Below are 16,947 nucleotides of genomic sequence, written 5' to 3' on the forward strand. Positions count from 1 at the left end.
GCTTGCGCAAAGAGCGGACGACCGAATCCACCGGAGCGTCCGCCGCATGACCCACGTCATCAAGCGCTTGTGGATCCCACTGCTGATCCTGGTCGTGGCCCTGGTCGCCGGATTCACCGTGCAGCGCGTACGCACGTACTTCGGGCAAAATCCGGTCATCGTCACCCCGCGCAACTTCGCCGACGACGCGAAACCGTTCAAACCCAAGGTCGTCACCTACGAGATCTACGGCGACGGCAGCTACGCCGACATCAACTACCTGGATCTGGATGCCAAACCCCAGCGCGTCGACCACGCCCCACTACCGTGGAAGCTGACCTTGTCCACCACTGCCCCGGCCGCGTCCCCCAACATCGTCGCCCAGGGCGACGGTAGCTCCATCAGCTGCCGCGTGACCGTCGACGACGAGGTCAAAGACAACCGGACATCCAATGGCGTGCACGCCCAGACCTTCTGCCTGGTGAAATCTGCATGAGCGTCTACAGCCGTAACCACGCCGACGAACCGACCGTCACCTTCCCGAAGGCGGAGAAGCCGCCCCGTCCCGCGATCCCGCGGCTGATCCGCACGCTGGCGGTACCGGTCATCCTCGGCTGGATCGCCATCATTGCAGTGCTGAGCACCGCCGTCCCGACGCTGGACGCGGTCGGCAAGATGCGCTCGGTGTCCATGGCACCGGACCAGGCCGCATCGGTGATTGCCACCAAGCACGTCGGTGAGGTGTTCAAGGAGTTCAAGTCGAACAGCGCGGTCATGATCGTGCTCGAAGGCGAGCAGCCACTCGGGCATGACGCGCACGCTTTCTACGACGAGATGGTCCAGAAGCTCAACGCAGACACCAAACATGTTGAGCACGTCCAGGACTTCTGGAGCGACCCGCTGACCGCTGCCGGCTCGCAGAGCAACGACGGCAAGGCCGCCTACGTGCAGGTCTACCTGCGCGGAAACCAGGGTGAAGCGCTGGCCAACGAGTCGGTCGAGGCCGCCCAGAACATCGTCAAGGGCATCAAGACGCCACCCGGCATGAAGGCCTACGTCACCGGCCCGGCGGCGCTCGCGGCCGACCAGCACATCGCCGGTGACCGCAGCGTCAAGCTGATCGAGGCCGTCACCTTCGCGGTCATCATCCTCACCCTGCTACTGGTGTATCGCTCGTTCATCACGGTATTGCTGACACTGGTGATGGTGGTGCTGGAGCTGTCCGCGGCACGAGGTGTCGTGGCCTTCCTGGGCTTCTACAACATCATCGGGCTCTCGACGTTCGCGACCAACCTGTTGGTGACGCTGGCCATCGCGGCCGCGACCGACTACGCCATCTTCCTGGTCGGGCGCTATCAGGAGGCGCGCGGTGCCGGCGAGTCCCGCGAGGACGCCTATTACACGATGTATCACGGCACCGCACATGTGGTGCTGGGCTCGGGCCTGACCATCGCCGGCGCCACCTTCTGCCTGCATTTCACCCGGCTGCCGTATTTCGTCTCGCTGGGTGTGCCCCTGTCCATCGGCATGGTGGTCGTGGTGTTCGCGGCCCTGACCCTGGGCCCGGCAGTGATCTCGGTGGCCAGCCGGTTCGGCAAGACTCTCGAGCCGCGGCGTGCCATGCGGGTGCGCGGCTGGCGCAAGGTGGGCGCCGCGGTGGTCCGCTGGCCGGCTCCGATCCTGGTCGCCACCATCGCGCTGTCGCTGGTCGGCCTGCTGACCCTGCCCGGTTACGAGACCAACTACAACGACCGCAACTACCTGCCCAAGGATCTGCCGGCCAACGAGGGCTACGCTGCGGCCGACCGGCACTTCACGCAGGCCCGGATGAACCCCGAACTGATGCTCATCGAGAGCGATCACGACCTGCGCAACTCAGCCGACTTCCTGGTGATCGACAAGATCGCCAAAGCGGTATTCCACGTTCCGAGCATCTCGCGGGTGCAGACCATCACCCGCCCTGAGGGCAAGCCGATCGAGCACACCTCGATCCCGTTCATGATGAGCATGAACGGCGTCACTCAGAAGATGAACGAGAAGTACATGCAGGACATGATGGCCAACATGCTCAAGCAGGCCAATGACATGCAGGTCAACATCGACACGATGACCAAGATGCAGAGCATCACCACGCAGATGGCCGCCACCACACACAGCATGGTCACCAAGATGGTCGGCATGACGCTGGACGTCGCTGACCTGCGTGATCACATCGCGGATTTCGACGACTTCTTCCGTCCGATCCGCAACTACCTGTACTGGGAACCGCACTGCTACGACATCCCGGTCTGCTGGTCCATGCGCTCGATCTTCGACACCCTCGACGGCATCGACACCATGACCGACGACATTCAGAACCTGATGCCGGACATGCTCAAGCTGGACAAGCTGATGCCGCAGATGGTCGCTCTCATGCCCGACATGATCGCGACCATGAAGAACATGAAGCAGTACATGCTGACCATGTATCAGACCCAAAAGGGCCTGCAGGATCAGATGCAGGCAGCGCAGAACAACGCGTCGGCCATGGGCGAGGCGTTCGACGACTCGCGCAATGACGATTCGTTCTATCTGCCGCCCGAAGTCTTCGACAACGCCGAGTTCAAACGCGGCATGAAGAACTTCGTCTCGCCGGACGGCCACGCGGTGCGAATGATCATCTCGCACGAGGGTGACCCGATGACCGCCGAGGGAATCAAGCACATAGACGAGATCAAGAACGCCGCCAAGGAAGCCATCAAGGGCACGCCGCTGGAAGGTTCCAAGATCTATCTCGGTGGTACCGCCGCGACGTTCAAGGACATGCAGGACGGCGCGAACTACGACCTGCTGATCGCCGGAATTTCGGCGCTGGCGTTGATTTTCGCCATCATGTTGATCATCACCCGTTCGGTCGTCGCCTCCGCCGTCATCGTCGGAACCGTGGTGTTGTCCCTGGGCGCATCGTTCGGTCTGTCGGTGCTGGTGTGGCAGCACCTGATCGGCCTGAACCTGCACTGGATGGTCATCGCGATGGCGGTCATCGTGCTGTTGGCCGTCGGCGCGGACTACAACCTGCTGCTGGTGTCCCGGTTCAAGGAAGAGATCCACGCCGGCCTCAATACCGGCATCATCCGCGCCATGGGCGGCACCGGTTCGGTGGTGACCTCAGCCGGTCTGGTGTTCGCGTTCACCATGATGTCCATGGCGGTCAGCGAGCTGCACGTGATCGGCCAGGTCGGAACGACTATCGGTCTGGGTCTATTGTTCGACACGTTAATTGTGCGATCCTTGATGACTCCGTCGATCGCGGCCCTGATGGGTAAGTGGTTCTGGTGGCCGCAGGTAGTGCGGCAGCGGCCGCCACCCGAGCCGTGGCCGTCGCCCAAGAACACCGCGTCCACCAACGAGCTGCAGCCCAGCTTACGTATCTAGGAAACAGGAGAAGGACTATGGTCGAGATCATGCGTGGTCTTACCCGCGTCGGGGCCGCTGTGGCGGCCCTGGGCGCTTTCGCGACAACTCTCGCCGGCCAAGCAGCCGCCGATGCCACCGATGATTACCCGATTCCGCACCGGATCATCATCACGCAGTGCGACACCGAGCAGTACCTGGCCGCGGCGCGCGATACCAGCCCGGTGTATTACTCGCGGTACATGATCGACAAGAGCAACCGGCCCGCCGACATCCAGCAGATGGCAGAGGACCGGATCCACTGGTTCTTCTCCCTCGATGCCGCCGGACGTCGTCAGTACTCCGAAAACACCGCCACCAACGTGTACTACGAGCAGGTGGCCACCCACTGGGGTAACTGGGCCAAGATCTTCTTCAACAACAAGGGCGTCGTCGCCAAGGCCACCGACATCTGCATGAACTACCCTCGCGGCGACATGTCCGTGTGGAACTGGAACGGCTAGTCAGGGTTGAGCGATCTCGGCGAGGCGCCACAACGGGATGACCTCGCCGGGATCGCACTCTTCTTCGACAATCCACTTGCACATCCGCCGGATCGGCTCGATGGCATCCTGCGGCGCGGCCACCGCCACGCTGCACGCATAACCGAGGCTCGTCAGCCGCTGCGCACCAAATAATGGAAGTGTGTCGCGCAGTCGGCGTTTCAATGATTCCGGATAGATCCCGATGGTCTGGGTATAGGCGTTGACCGCGTCGGTGACCTTCTCGATCGAATCGACCGGCACAATGTTGGCCACCCGCCCGGACAGCATCGCCGAATAGTCCACGGGCGCATCGAACTGCGATACCACGATGGCCCCCTCTTGGCGTTCGCCGCCGATCACCCGGTAGAAATCCTCGGTGAGCCGGGACGCATCGAGATGCTCGAACAGCTCGCGGTTCGGGAAAAGCGGTGCGGTGCTGATGAATTCGGGTAGCGCGACGAGTTCCTGATAGATCAGTTCACCGAGCCGATTGGCATTGGCCAGGCCAGCTTCGTCGGTGCCGCTGAGCACGTAGATCACCCGGGCATTGGCGCAGCCCTCCTGGTTGGCCACCCCGATGTCGACGGCGGCCCTTTTCGCTACCTCGCGCGTCGTCTCGTCATCGACGAACGCCTCCGGGCCGATGATCGTGGCACTGCGTTTGGGGTCCAGTGCGATAAGTTCCAGGCCGGGCTGAATATAGCGGGTGACGTGTTTGACCGAGGCCAAGCCGCCCCAGGCAACAATCTTTTCGATGTTCTTGGGCTGGTAGAGCTGCTCTTCGACGGCGGTGTCTCCGCCCTTCCAGTACCCGACCGTCAGATGTCTGGTGATCGGATGGTCAGGTGCGACGTCGGCGAGCGTTCGGGCGATCGCGACCGCGGTGAGCGGATCGTTCGACGGCGCCTTGATGATGACGTCGCTGCGGGTGATCACCGACCGCAGGATGGTGACGGCGGAGACCAGTCCCCCATTGCCGGCCGGAATGTGCAGAGTGCGTGCACCGAATGCTCGGACACGAAGTTCCCGGCCGTCCCGCTGGCGCTGCGCCACCCAACCGTTCAGATACTCCAATCCCACTTGACTGTCGGCGATTTCGCGGACGTTGCCGCGGGCGAACAGCGGCTGCAGCACCCGATAACTGTTCTTGAGCATGTCCGCCGGCAGCACGTTGGCGACCAGCGAGGCCTCGTACGCCTCCTGCAGGTGGACATTGGTGTCGAAATCCAGTGCGCCGCCCAGGGCTTCGAGCACGTCCAGTATTTCGTCGAAGGGCAGCCGGTACAGGTCAGCCAGCTCGCCCGCGCTGCGGAGCGGCAGTCGGTCGACGTATCTGGCCATGTCGGGCGCCCGGAATTGCGTTTGACCCGTTCGGGTTTGGAAATCGATCAAGTTGTCGGTGATGACCTCGCCACGCAGGAACAGCGGAACGACGTAGGCGGCCGTCACAAGTAAACACCTTTCATGAAGTCGATGGCCTCGTTGTGCACTTCATGGGTGGCCGCGCAGGTGATCCGGTCGTCGTCGACGCCCTGCTTCTCGCTGTAGCGCATGATCGCATGCTCGAAGGCAACGCTCGTCTGCCCGCACGGACACTGCAGATCCCAGTCGATGGTCACCTCATCGCCCGAGATAGCGCCACCCCAATGCGCCTGCAGCAGAACGTCATACACCGCAGCCCTGCCGGTCTGCCGCCCGGTGCGGGGCAACGGCTCACTGGTCTGCGGATCGAGGATGAACGGAATCACCCACGGCTGAACGTGATAGCGGCCTTCAGTGCAGCCCCAGTGAAAGGCACTCTGTTCGGAGAACCCGTAGCCCTCTTGAATCCGTTCCACCCCAAGGAATTCTCGGATGACGTCCATGTAGTTGTCCGGCAGGACAAAGCCCTTGCTGCCGCCACCGGTGAGGATCGCCGAGTCTTTGGCGAAGACATTTCTGATGCCGCGGTCCAGCCCGGCTTTGGCGACGTCGTACATCAGGTTGTAGGTGCCGAGCATGAAAACCTTTTTGCCACTGAGCTTGTCGGTGATGGTGGCGAAGAACTCCTCCAGGTCCTGGGGCTGACGCATTTGGATGGCGATGAACTCGTCCTTGCGGGCGGCCAGCGCCGGATCGATGACCAACTTGTCCAGTTCGCCGCGCGAGGCCGCCGCGCGCATCTTGGACGCCAGGAACATCAGATCGGTCTCGATCGAGCCCGGGTACAGGGCATGGAATTTGGACTCGTCACCGCCGGTGAACCCACCGCGGATCATGTTCGCGATCCGCAGGTGTCCGAGCTTGCCGTTGGCGTAGTTGGGCCAGATGACGTCGACCTGTGGATTGAGCTGCTCGTCGGTGGGTTCGGTGCCGAACTGCTGAAACAGGCAGATCTTCCAGAGCACCATGCCTTCTCGCGCGCCGTGCTTGTCCTTCGGGATGATGGACACAGTGCCAGTGGTGCCGCTGGAGGTGATGACCTCCAGCGGGGTCTGTGCATCGAGTCGCTCGATCCAGTCGTCCAGTCCCTGACAGCCTTCGGTGTCGAGTTGAGAGAGATCGTGGCTGGTGAGGTTGGCCAGCCATTTGGTCAGCAGGTCGAAGCGCTTGTTGTCGATCAGCGCCGCCGGATACGACTTGTAGGCGGTGTGCGGCAGCAGCAGCGGGACGATGTCGTCGAATTGGGTGACATCGTCGACGCCGAGGCGATCGGTGAGTTTCTTTATGATGCCGATGGATTGGCGATGCTGGGCGAACCGGATGCGCATGGCCTGACGCTGCAGTTCCTCGAGTTCGGCCCGCGGCATGCTGTGCATCCGCGTGTAGGACTGGCCGAAGAAGTTGATCGGGTCGTTCATGAACTGCTCGACCGACTCCCGGTCCGTAACGGTGCTGCTCATCGCTCATCCCATCGCCTGTGGACCCATCCCCGTTGACGGCCCCAGTGCGCTCGACACTACGACGGTATGCACATTCACGCAATAATGCAGTTGTCTGCAAATCTTCGCGACTTATACTGCGGCACATGACCCGGACAGATCGTCGCAAGCAGGAGATGACTGCACGCATCCTCGACGCCGCGTTCGAACTGTTCCTGGACCAGGGCGTCGCGGCCACCACCATCGAGCAGATCTGCGAGCACGCGGACGTCGCCAACCGGACCTTCTTCAACCACTTCGCCACCCGTCAGGCCATGGTGCAGGCCCTGGCCGAACGACGCTTCTCCAACCTGCACGACGTTGTGTTCTCCCGCGAAGAACAGCCCATCCCCGAACGGATCGTCGGCGTATTCGACGACATTGCAACGTCATTGACGCAATCGAGCGATACCTACCGGGAGATCATCGGCGAGATGATGTCGACGGCACGTTATGGCGCGTACCGCGGATCCGGACTGCACGAAACGTTTCTTGAGCTGGTGCGCGACGGCATGGCCCGCGGCCAGGTCGGCTCCCGACATGATGCGCAGACCCTGGCCGACCTGATGGCCTCGATGCTCTCCGGCGGTATCGCCAACTGGGCCGTCGACAGCACCTACGACCTGGAACCCAACCTGCACAATGCCGCGGTCGCCCTCGCCGACCTGCTCACCCCAAGGTGATTCGTGCACTAATCACTGGTTGGCGTCGGCGCGGATGCCGGCCAGAATCCACTTGATCGTCATCGGAAAGTTGCGCTCGATGCGGGTCTTCTCCGACGCCGTGGCTGCCGAATAGTCGGGATCACGCAGAGCGCGAACCTCGGCGATGGTGTGGTTGATGGTCAGATTGACCAGTGAGCGCGCACCCTCGACCGCTAACCGGCGTGGAATCCCTTCCTGCAGAGTCACTTTGACCAACTCATTGATGTAATCGACCACCGCCTCGCGGTCCTCGATGCTCATCAACTCGGTCAGGTAGCGGTGCGCACGCAGGGTGTCATGCAATTCCATGCACCAGCGCAACGCGGTCTTCTCCCAGGTGTCGTATTCCTTGAAATCCAGCCGCAACTGGGAGAAATGCCGCGCTACCAGCGCGCGAATCAGCTGCTCCCGGTTACCGACCTGCTGATAGAGCGTCCGCGTCGAGATCCTCAGCTCGGTCGCCAGCCGCCTGGCACTGAGCGCGTCGGCACCTTCGGCGTCGAGCAGCTCCAGCGCCCGGTCGTAGATGACATCGGCAGCGATCAGCGGCCGGGCCATCACGGGACCCGGTGCAGTGCCGCAACCAGATCGCTGATATTCGATGCTCCGGGCTTGTAGCCCGGGAAATAGCAACACACTTCGCCCGCGTGGGCGCCGAACCGCCGACCGATCTCGGCCGCACACTCCTCCGGGGTTCCGACGATGCCTATGGTCCGCACCATCTCATCGGTGATCAGTGCCCGCATGCCGGCGTAATCGCCGACTTTGGACATGGTATTCAGAGAGGGCTGCAGTTCGGCCCAGCCTTCGGTCTGTAGCACCGGCACGTAGGCCGGCGTGGAGCCGTAGAAGGCGATCAGCGTTGCGACGCCGTTGATGGCTGCCGTCAGCTCCTCTTCGGTCCGTCCCACCGCCACCATCGCCTGGGCGATGATCTGCAGGTTCTCTGGTTTGCGGTCGGCCCGCTGCAACCCGTCGCGCACTGCGGCCATGGTGCGGTCTGCGAAATGCCGTGCGCTGTGGAACGGCATGACCAGAAGTCCGTCGGCTACCTCTGCGGCGGTACGGGTCATGATCGGCCCGAGCGCACCCATCAGAACCGCAGGTGGCCCATAGGGGTTTGGGCCTGGATTGAAGTTCGGCGGCATCAGGGTGTGGGTGAAGTGCCGGCCGCGGAAGTTCAACGGCGCTTTGCCTTCCCAACAATCGAAGATCGCCTTGATCGCGGTGACGGTCTCGGCCATCCGCTCGGCCGGCTTGGCCCACTGCGCCCCGTAGCGCTTCTCGATGTGCACCTTGATCTGCGACCCCAGGCCCAGCCGGAATCGTCCGCCGCTGTACTCCTGCAGGTCGTAGGCGGCGTGTGCCAGATGCAAGGGGCTGCGCGGACCGGCGATCGCCACATTGGTCATCATGTTCAGCTCGGTCTTTCCAGCGGCCGCGACCAGCGGCAGAAAGACGTCGTGCGGGCCTTCGAAGGTGAACACCCCGTCGACGCCAAGATCGGCGAGTTCGCGGGCATGGTCGGCCGCCCGCCGCGGGGCACCGTCAATCTGGAGTTGCACGCGCATGTCTGGACCCCTCATGGCCGGAAACAGAATCAGAAACCATTGTTTTTGTATCGCATCGACGGTGCCGCTGACAACTGCACCCCCGTCCTGATACGTTCAAAAAAACATCGTTGTTCGAAGCGATGCGTTCCGCAAGAGAGGTGGCTTGGTGTTCGGTCCGGAGAGTACCGCCGAAGACGTCCTTGCCGACATCGACCTGTCCGGCCGGACGGTCGTGGTCACTGGCGCCGCCGGCGGTCTGGGCCTGCACACTGCCGCTACCCTGGCCGGCGCGGGTGCTGAAGTCATTGCCGCCGTGCGAAATCCGGCCACCTTCGAACAGTCCCCGGAGTTCGCCCAAGTGGTGGCCCTGGATCTGGGATCGCTGGACAGCGTGCGCGCGGCCGCGGCCCAGATCGCCGCTGCTCATCCGCGCATCGACGTCCTGATCAACAATGCCGGCGTCATGTTCACCCCCCAGAACACCACCGCCGACGGTTTCGAGTTCCAGTTCGGCGTCAACCACCTCGGCCATTTCCAGCTCACCACTGCGCTCCTGCCCCAGCTGCGGGTCGCCGCCGCAGCGAACGGTCAGGCGCGCGTGGTGACGGTGTCCTCCGAGGCGCACCGGGCCTGGCCACTGGACATCACCGACCTCAACTTTGAACAGCGGCCCTACGACACGTTCCTGTCCTACGGGCAGTCGAAATCGGCCAACATCCTGATGACCATTGAGCTGCAAAATCGTTACGGGGGCGACGGCATCATCGCACTGGCGGTACACCCGGGCACCTGTGCCACCGACCTGATCCGCTACATGGACCGCGATACATTCAAGAAGCTGTTCGCCCTGCCCTCCCGCGGTGAACTCGCGCCGGAGAACCTCAAGTCCGTGGCGCAGGCCTCGGCCACCACCGTCTGGGCCGCCACCGCACCGCAGCTTCGCGCCAATGGCGGTGCCTACCTTGCTGATTGCCAGATCGCCACCGCCACTGATGCCGCCACCGATCCGGAGACGGCAGCTGCGCTGTGGAAGCTGTCCGAGCAGATGGTGAGCCCGAGCTAGCCGCCGATATAGTCCAGGATCGCCGCGGCCACTTCGGCAGGCCGATCGATCTGCAGGAAATGCCCTGCGCCGCTGACTGTCCGAACCACCGATCCCGCCGGCAGCACGTCCATCAACTGCTCGGTGTAACCCACCAGCATTGCGCCGTCCTTGACGCCATGCAGGTACAGGATCGGAATGCGCGGCAGCGCTTGCAGATTCGCATTGAGCTCGGCGTAGTCGGCTGCCACCGCACCCGGCCGTGCAATTGCTCGGTAGTACCCGATCGCGGCGGCCCGCTGCTCGGCAGTGGGCAGCGCCTCCAGAGTCCTTTCGACGTCGGCACTGACGTCGGTACCGCGTGGCGACCAGTCCTGCCAGAGCCGTGGGATGACCCGGTGCAGGGTGCGTTCCGGCAATACGGGCAGCTGGAAATAGATGATGTACCAACTCATCCGCAGCTGGATCAGGCCCATCCGGATGGTCCGCGCCAATCCGAACCGGGCCCGACTGATCGCCTTCACTGGTGGCACCGCCATGGCCACCACCGTCTTGAACGGCGAATCCGGATGTGCGGCAATGGCGTTAGCAGCAAACGCGCCCCAGTCGTGGCCCACGAGGACGGCATCGGTAGGTGCACCGAGCGCAACGTGCAGGTCCAGCGCATCGGTAGCGAGAGCACCCACGTGGTAGTCCCGGTCAGCGGGGATCTCGCTCGGGGCATACCCGCGCATGAATGGGGCCACTACTCGGTAACCGGCCTCGGCCAGTCGCGGACCGACAAGGCGCCAACCGTCCGCGCTATCGGGAAAGCCGTGCAGGCACAACATAAGTCGACCGTCAGCCGGGCCCCAAGCCAGCGCTTTCATGTGCAGCCGGGGCAGCGGCAGATCCAGAACCTCCGGCGCTGACGTCATGGCGTCAACGTCACCTTGATGCAGTCCGCAGTGCGTGCTGCCACCGCGGCGTAGGCCTGCGGCGCTTCGTCCAGCTTCATGGCATGGGTGAAGATGCCATTGACGTCAAGTCGTCCGGCCTGCAGCAACGGCACAAGCTCGGGCCAGGTCTGCTGCACCGGAGCGGTCGTCATCCGCAGGGTGATGCTGCGGATGAGCGACAGGGTGGCCGGGAACGGGAACGGATTCAGGTCGTGCACACCAACCACCGAGACCGTTCCACCCGCCCGCACGCAGGTCAGCGCGGTGGTCATGGTGGTGTCGTTGCCGACCGCGTCGATCACCGAGGCCGCTCCCCTGCCTCCGGCGGCCTCGTACACCATGCCGATCTGGTCTGGGGCGATCGCGATGGCACCGCTGCGGGCGGCCAGCTCGCGACGACCCTCGACCGGATCGACGGCATAGACCGCGCCGGCGCCCTGCGCGATGGCGCAGCGCAGCGCGCACAGCCCGACCGCGCCCAAACCGATCACTACGACGGTGCCGCCGAACGGAATGTCGGCACGCTTGGCTGCCGCCCACCCGGTGGCCAGGTTGTCGGTGAGCAGCAGAGCCTGCTCGGTGTCGATATCGCTTGGCAGTTTGAGCAATTGGAAATCAGCGGCGGGAACAGCCAGCAGTTCGGCCTGAGCGCCGCTGAGCGCGCCGGCCCCGAAGATCTGCGGTCCCGAGACGCAGGTGATCGGGTCGCGGGTGTCGCAGCCGACGCAGTGGCCACAGCCGGCCACCGACGAAATCAGTACCGCGTCACCGACTTTGACGTTGCGCACGTCGAGCCCGACCTCGACCACGGTGCCGATGGCCTCATGCCCCAGCGAGATCGGCGTGACCAGCGGGTAGTCGCCTTCGTAGAAGTGCAGATCCGATCCGCAGATCGCCGCCGTGGTCACCTGGACGATGGCGCCGTCAGGGCCGGGCAGCACCGGGTCCGGCACGGTACCGACGTACACGCTGCCAGGGGTGTCGATCAATACGGTTCTCAACGCTGTCCGCCTCCGGTCGGTGGCTCCGTAACGGTGTTACAGAGCCACCATACGGAGTGCCGCGACCATGCTGTCGGGCCCCCTCCCGAACGTCAGACCTCGCGGCGCCGACGCCCGATGTAGAAGCTCAGACCGACCGCTCCCAGGCTCAGTACGCCACAGGTCACCGCGGCGATGATCAGGTAGTTGGTGTTGTCGTCCAGGCCCTTCTGATCCGAGACCAGTTGCATCTTGTAGTCGCCGGGTAGCGGCGCCTCGCGAGGCTCGTCCAGGCCAGGGAACTGTTGCGTCTTGTGGACCTCGAATTGCCTTTCACCACTTGGGTTCTGGGTCCACTGTCCCCAAGCCGGGGTAACCCCGTCGAGTAGCACCTTGTGTTCGCCGTATTGGGTGTCGTCGCCGACGTCGACGATGCGCTGCACCCGGAACGGCTGGTAGGTGGCGTCCGAGTAGCGGACCTGAACCGGCACGTTGTCGTAGCGCAACACCGGCGGAGGCGGCGGGGGCGGCGGCATCCCGACGCCCGGGTAGTAGCCACCGCCGAAGAAGCTGCCCACCGCGACGTTCGCGGCAGTGTTGACGGCATTGACCACGACTGCGGTGAAGCTGTACGCCGCGAGATCGGCGACCTCCATCACGATGCGCTGCATCGGCGGGATATACACGATGCGCGGCTCGTTCCGGTACACGTACACCACTCGGACGGTGTCGTGGTAAGGGTTGCACAGCACTGGGCGGTAGTACTCGTCGTATTGCACCCAGTCGGGCTGCCACTGCCGGACGCGGTTGTCCCAGTCGTGGCGGTCCCAGTCCCGCCGATCATCGCGGTGGTCCCAGTCCGGCCGGTTGTCGTGCTGGAAACTGGCGACGTTGACCACCTTGGCCAAATCCCGCACGTCTTGTGCCGGTGCCGGCGGCGGCTTCAGTTCGACCGGCGGTGCCGCCTTGGCCACCTCGATGTCGGCGTGCGGCGCGTCGAGCGTCTGTGGCTTGAGAGTTTCGATCCGGCGGACCTCGCTGCCCGCCGTGGTCGGCCCGATGGTGGGCGTCGATACGTGGGCCGTCGGGGTCGATGCGCCGCCCGTCTCACCCGCAGGCTCGACCGCCGGATCATCGCGGGATGCGGTCGGCCGGTGCGGACGGTCGACATCGGCCGCAGGCGGTGCCGACGGAGACTCTGTTGACGGCGGCGCTTCGGCTGCGGTTCTCGTCGGGCTGATAGACGTGACTGTCGGGCTTTGGGTCGCCGAAGTAGAGGGGTGCATCGGCTCCGTCGGCTCCGCCGCCGGCGCCGAAGGTGTCGGCGCTTCCGCCTGCGCAGACTTCGTGGTCGGCACCGCAGCGTCGGGGGTCTTCTCGGGCGTCTTGGGCTCAGAGGCCTTAGTTTCAGGCGCTGCGCTTTCTTGCGCTTTGGTCTCCGGTGCTTTGGTCTCCCTGGTCTCAGGCGTCCGTGTTTCCGGGGGCGCCGCGGGCGGCTCAGCCGGCGGTTGGGCCCGCACGGCCGGTGCCTCCACTGGCGTCGGTTGAATCCGAGCATCAGCGTCCGGCGTGCGGTTCCGCTGCTTGGGTCCGCTCTGACCACCACCGCCACTCTGATCGGAGCCACCCTGGCTCGAGGAGTCCTGCTTGGACTGCGCGGGCGCCGGGGCCGCTGTGGTGCTCGGTGTGTCCGAGCCGCCGCCGCCAGGCTTGGCCGATACCGGAGCAGCGCCCACCGCAAGCGCAGTCAATGTCGTCGCCAGGCCGGCGGCGATCGCTCCTGCCGTCCGCCCATACCGGCGTCCCTGCTGTTCGTCTGTCTGAGTGCCCATTGCAATCGACTCCCTGCTGTGCCCCAACGATCTCACCCAGTCCATCTACTTAGACCAGCTTGGTGTTACAGAGAGGACTGCTAACGGCCCGGTGTCGGGCTCGGCCCGGCCGCCATCGATGTGGCGGGACTGCCGGAGGATGCCGGTGACGTGGACCCGGCCGGGAAGCCGACCTTCGGGACGCCGGGCGTCCCCACCTGGCCGGCCAGCCACGGCAGACTCGTTTGGAACGCCGTCACGGCGAATGGCCAGTCGTGTTTGCCCGGCTGCTTGACGATCGCGCAATCGATGCCCAGTCGGCTACCGAGTGTGCACAGCGAGTTGGCCGCTTCGGTCTGGTCACCCGGGTTGCCCGCACCGTCCCGGCCACCAAGCCCCACGGCGTCGGGGTGCGAATCGCCCCAATGCTGCTGCTTGGACGGAGCATCGGAGGAAATCGCAAACCACCCCGAAACACCTTGGTACGGGCCGTGTTTGGTCATGACCGTGGTCGGGTCGAAGGCCGCCCACTGGGCGGCATCGCCGCCGTAGAGCCGGGCGATGGTCTGGTCTTTGGTGCCCGCGTTGGGGCCCATGTCGCCGGCAATGTCCACGAAGGTGCTGAACAACTCGGGGTGCATGACGACGAGGTCTACGGAGCACGTGGCACCCATGGACCAGCCGACAATGCCCCAATTGGCCGCTGCGGCACTGACTCCGAACGTCGACGTCATATAGGGCACGACATCCTTGGTGAGGTGGTCGGCTACGTTGCCGCGCGGCCCGTTGACGCATTCGGTGTCGTTGTTGAACGAGCCGCCGGTGTCGACGAAAACGAAGACCGGGGAGCTTCCACCGTGCGTGGCCGCGAAGTTATCGGCGATGCTCGCAACGTTGCCGATGCGCAGCCAGTCCGCGGGGGTGTTGAACTCGCCGGCGATCATCATGATGGTGGGCAACGAAGGCGCGGTGTGCGCGAACCACGCCGGCGGCAGGTACACGATCTCGGTGCGGTGGTTGAAGCCCGAACCGGTGTCCGGGATGTCGACCTGGACCACCTGTCCATGCGATGGGACGGTGCCCGCGGTCTTCATGGCGGTGACGGTCGACATGTCGGTCTGATCTGTCAGCGGACCGGCCGTCAGCTCGCCCCACGCGGTCTGGACCGTCGGGAAGTATCCGACCCAATTGTTCAATGCCACGCCGGAGCCCAGCAGACACAGCGGGACAGCCAGCACCGCTACGCCACGCCGCCACCACGGCGCACCACGCCAGCCGAGCAACAGGACGCCGACGGCCAGGCCGGTCAGACCAACCCAAATCCACAACGAGTTCGGCGCCGGATTACCCGCCAAGCCCTGGGAGTTGGTGAACCAAATAGCCCAGGCTGCGGCGATCACACCGATGATGACCGCGACGGGCAGCCACAGAAAGCGCCAGCGCCGGCCGCGCCAGCCGATGGCCAGCAAGAGGACGATCGCAGCCACCGCCTGGATTGTTATCGGAAGCCAGCCGTAGAGCAGCGACAGTCCGTGGTGGTTGGGGGCAACCACCGGCGGAATCGCCGGCACGGCAGGGGCGTCGGCAAGAAACGTGATCGTCACAGAACTCGATGATGGTGCTGGTTTCTGTGAGCCAACTGTATTGAGCGTGTGTGGCCAATTTGTTCCCTAAGCCACCTGGGATATCCCCGGTAAATCCCGCACGTTTACGCACCAAATATGTGTGAGTTCCGCTCTGCCCACCGGGGTCATCTGGCACGCCAAACGCGTCCACGGCGCCGACGTGACGCTGGAGGACCTGACGCCGGAGCACCACCGGCGAGTGGTGAACGCCCGGCTCAAATACCTGCAGGCCAGCGCCGTCAAGGCGGCGCGGGCACGCCAGCGCAAGTGTGCGGAGAAGCTGCGTCAGCGCCTCGCCGCCATTGAGCAGGCGACGGACAACGAGGAACAGGCCGAGCGGGCAGCTGCGGGCGAAGACCCTTTGCCCCGAGCGCGGTGTCAACCACTGGTGCCACCAGTACGAGTCAGCCGCCCCTGGCGGGGGCAGCTGCCGCAACGGCAATATTTGCCTGTTTTTTCTGTTAATTACCGGATAGTTTCCGCATAAGTTTCCGTAAACACCAGCACATCACCACGTCGGTTGACGTAACCTCCAACTTCCGTTGAAGCAGCTGGGAGCAGCTGGACGAGGAGCACATGCACGCGGTGCTGGACAAGTGAGGCACCAAGTGGTCCGGCAGTGTGCCGGGCCACTTGGTGGAGGGGACACCGATTTCTCGAGGGGAAGACAAACCGATTTCCTGAGGAGAAGAACAATGGGAAAGACGACGGCCATCACTGTCGCCGGTACAGCGGCAGCGCTGCTGTTGGGAGCTGTGCCGGCCCATGCCGACACTGTCGGCTTCCTCAACGCCGCGCACAGAGACGGAATCACCGACTACTTCCATGGGGACGAAGCGTTACTGAATGGCGCAAACAGGGCCTGCGCCGGGCTCGACGTCGGGGTAACGCTCCGATCCATTCTCAGGGGGGTCATGAGAGACAACCCGGCGATGCCGCCCCAGCTCGCCGGCAACCTGCTGGGGGACACGATCACCTACCTCTGCCCCTCCCACATCTCGCAAGGGCTCGACGAAATTCGCAAGGCGGGTGTGACATGAGGAAGGCGAGGGCCATCGCTGTCGGCGGTACGGCGGCAGCCCTGATGTTGGGAGCCGCACCAGCACACGCTGACACGACGGATTTCATCAACGATGAGCACTGGCACGGACTCACCAACACCGGCGGGGACGAGGGCCTGGTCCGCAACGGATGGACCGTCTGCCGCAAGCTCGACCGCGGACTGACTCCGCGCTCCGTGCTCATGCAGATCACGGAGCAGTGGCCCCACCTGAGCGGCGACGGTGTTGCCAACATGGCCCACGACGCGGTGCACGACCTATGCCCCTTGCACAGTGCACAGGCCGTCGACGAGGTGCGCCCCAACTACGGAGCGGAGTACTGACATGGACTGGACCGACACCAGCACGCTGACGTGGACGTACTGGACGTATGTAGCCAGCTAGCCTCGCCACGGATCAATCCGGAAGCCATCGGAATGACTGGACACACCTGATGG

General features: G+C 64.1%; 16 protein-coding genes. 8 read left to right on the plus strand and 8 right to left on the minus strand.

The features are described 5' to 3' along the window. The first annotated feature begins 46 nt into the window (after positions 1 to 46). The 3 genes from M2432_RS16750 to M2432_RS16760 are packed head-to-tail and all read left to right on the plus strand — an operon-like array spanning position 47 to position 3,875. On the plus strand, positions 47 to 475 hold the full coding sequence (locus M2432_RS16750) for an MmpS family protein (RefSeq protein WP_280827951.1): 429 nt from the start codon (positions 47 to 49) through the stop codon (positions 473 to 475). Then, the gene (locus M2432_RS16755; RefSeq protein WP_280827952.1) at positions 472 to 3,393 is read left to right on the plus strand and encodes an MMPL family transporter; all 2,922 of its coding nucleotides are present in this window, start codon (positions 472 to 474) and stop codon (positions 3,391 to 3,393) included. The genes M2432_RS16750 and M2432_RS16755 overlap by 4 nt, the downstream gene beginning before the upstream one ends. Positions 3,394 to 3,422: 29 nt before the next feature. Next, positions 3,423 to 3,875 (plus strand): DUF5078 domain-containing protein, encoded by a 453-nt coding sequence (locus M2432_RS16760; protein ID WP_280827953.1) that lies wholly within the window; start codon positions 3,423 to 3,425, stop codon positions 3,873 to 3,875. Here the strand turns inward: M2432_RS16760 and M2432_RS16765 are convergent, their stop codons facing one another. Further along, a complete protein-coding gene (locus M2432_RS16765; RefSeq protein ID WP_280827954.1) occupies positions 3,876 to 5,345 on the minus strand; it encodes an acyl-CoA reductase in 1,470 nt (489 codons plus the stop codon). It lies immediately after the preceding gene. Continuing rightward, positions 5,342 to 6,778: a hypothetical protein gene (locus M2432_RS16770; RefSeq protein ID WP_280827955.1), complete on the minus strand. Its 1,437-nt coding sequence runs from the start codon at positions 6,776 to 6,778 to the stop codon at positions 5,342 to 5,344. The genes M2432_RS16765 and M2432_RS16770 overlap by 4 nt, the downstream gene beginning before the upstream one ends. A gap of 125 nt (positions 6,779 to 6,903) precedes the next feature. Between M2432_RS16770 and M2432_RS16775 the strand changes: the two genes are divergently transcribed. After that, on the plus strand, positions 6,904 to 7,479 hold the full coding sequence (locus M2432_RS16775; RefSeq protein ID WP_280827956.1) for a TetR/AcrR family transcriptional regulator: 576 nt from the start codon (positions 6,904 to 6,906) through the stop codon (positions 7,477 to 7,479). Between the two features lie 12 nt (positions 7,480 to 7,491). Here M2432_RS16775 and M2432_RS16780 read toward each other — a convergent pair whose 3' ends face one another. After that, positions 7,492 to 8,058 (minus strand): helix-turn-helix domain-containing protein, encoded by a 567-nt coding sequence (locus M2432_RS16780; protein WP_280827957.1) that lies wholly within the window; start codon positions 8,056 to 8,058, stop codon positions 7,492 to 7,494. Then, entirely contained in the window at positions 8,058 to 9,071 is a 1,014-nt protein-coding gene (locus M2432_RS16785) for a TIGR03617 family F420-dependent LLM class oxidoreductase (protein WP_280827958.1), read from the minus strand. The genes M2432_RS16780 and M2432_RS16785 overlap by 1 nt, the downstream gene beginning before the upstream one ends. A 148-nt stretch (positions 9,072 to 9,219) precedes the next feature. On the opposite strand from M2432_RS16785, the gene M2432_RS16790 reads away from it, so the two are divergent. Next, positions 9,220 to 10,116, plus strand: a complete 897-nt coding sequence (locus M2432_RS16790; protein WP_280827959.1) for an SDR family NAD(P)-dependent oxidoreductase — start codon at positions 9,220 to 9,222, stop codon at positions 10,114 to 10,116. Here the strand turns inward: M2432_RS16790 and M2432_RS16795 are convergent. The 4 genes from M2432_RS16795 to M2432_RS16810 form a co-directional block, all read right to left on the minus strand. Then, a complete protein-coding gene (locus M2432_RS16795; RefSeq protein WP_280827960.1) occupies positions 10,113 to 11,012 on the minus strand; it encodes an alpha/beta fold hydrolase in 900 nt (299 codons plus the stop codon). The two genes, M2432_RS16790 and M2432_RS16795, sit on opposite strands and share 4 nt — an antisense overlap. Then, a complete protein-coding gene (locus M2432_RS16800) occupies positions 11,009 to 12,034 on the minus strand; it encodes an alcohol dehydrogenase catalytic domain-containing protein (protein ID WP_280827961.1) in 1,026 nt (341 codons plus the stop codon). Before M2432_RS16800 ends, M2432_RS16795 begins: the two co-directional genes overlap by 4 nt. A gap of 92 nt (positions 12,035 to 12,126) precedes the next feature. Continuing rightward, complete coding sequence (locus tag M2432_RS16805; protein ID WP_280827962.1) at positions 12,127 to 13,845, minus strand: hypothetical protein; 1,719 nt, start codon at positions 13,843 to 13,845, stop codon at positions 12,127 to 12,129. A gap of 80 nt (positions 13,846 to 13,925) precedes the next feature. Beyond that, positions 13,926 to 15,395, minus strand: coding sequence for an alpha/beta hydrolase-fold protein (locus M2432_RS16810; RefSeq protein WP_280828086.1), 1,470 nt, complete (start codon positions 15,393 to 15,395; stop codon positions 13,926 to 13,928). Between the two features lie 154 nt (positions 15,396 to 15,549). Between M2432_RS16810 and M2432_RS16815 the strand changes: the two genes are divergently transcribed. From M2432_RS16815 to M2432_RS16825, 3 genes are all read left to right on the plus strand, one after another. Beyond that, positions 15,550 to 15,936 (plus strand): hypothetical protein, encoded by a 387-nt coding sequence (locus tag M2432_RS16815; protein WP_280827963.1) that lies wholly within the window; start codon positions 15,550 to 15,552, stop codon positions 15,934 to 15,936. Between the two features lie 208 nt (positions 15,937 to 16,144). Beyond that, complete coding sequence (locus M2432_RS16820; protein ID WP_280827964.1) at positions 16,145 to 16,489, plus strand: DUF732 domain-containing protein; 345 nt, start codon at positions 16,145 to 16,147, stop codon at positions 16,487 to 16,489. Continuing rightward, positions 16,486 to 16,833 (plus strand): DUF732 domain-containing protein, encoded by a 348-nt coding sequence (locus tag M2432_RS16825; RefSeq protein WP_280827965.1) that lies wholly within the window; start codon positions 16,486 to 16,488, stop codon positions 16,831 to 16,833. Before M2432_RS16820 ends, M2432_RS16825 begins: the two co-directional genes overlap by 4 nt. Positions 16,834 to 16,947 lie beyond the last annotated feature (114 nt).

This window comes from Mycobacterium sp. OTB74 (assembly GCF_029892685.1).
Taxonomy (GTDB): Bacteria; Actinomycetota; Actinomycetes; order Mycobacteriales; family Mycobacteriaceae; genus Mycobacterium.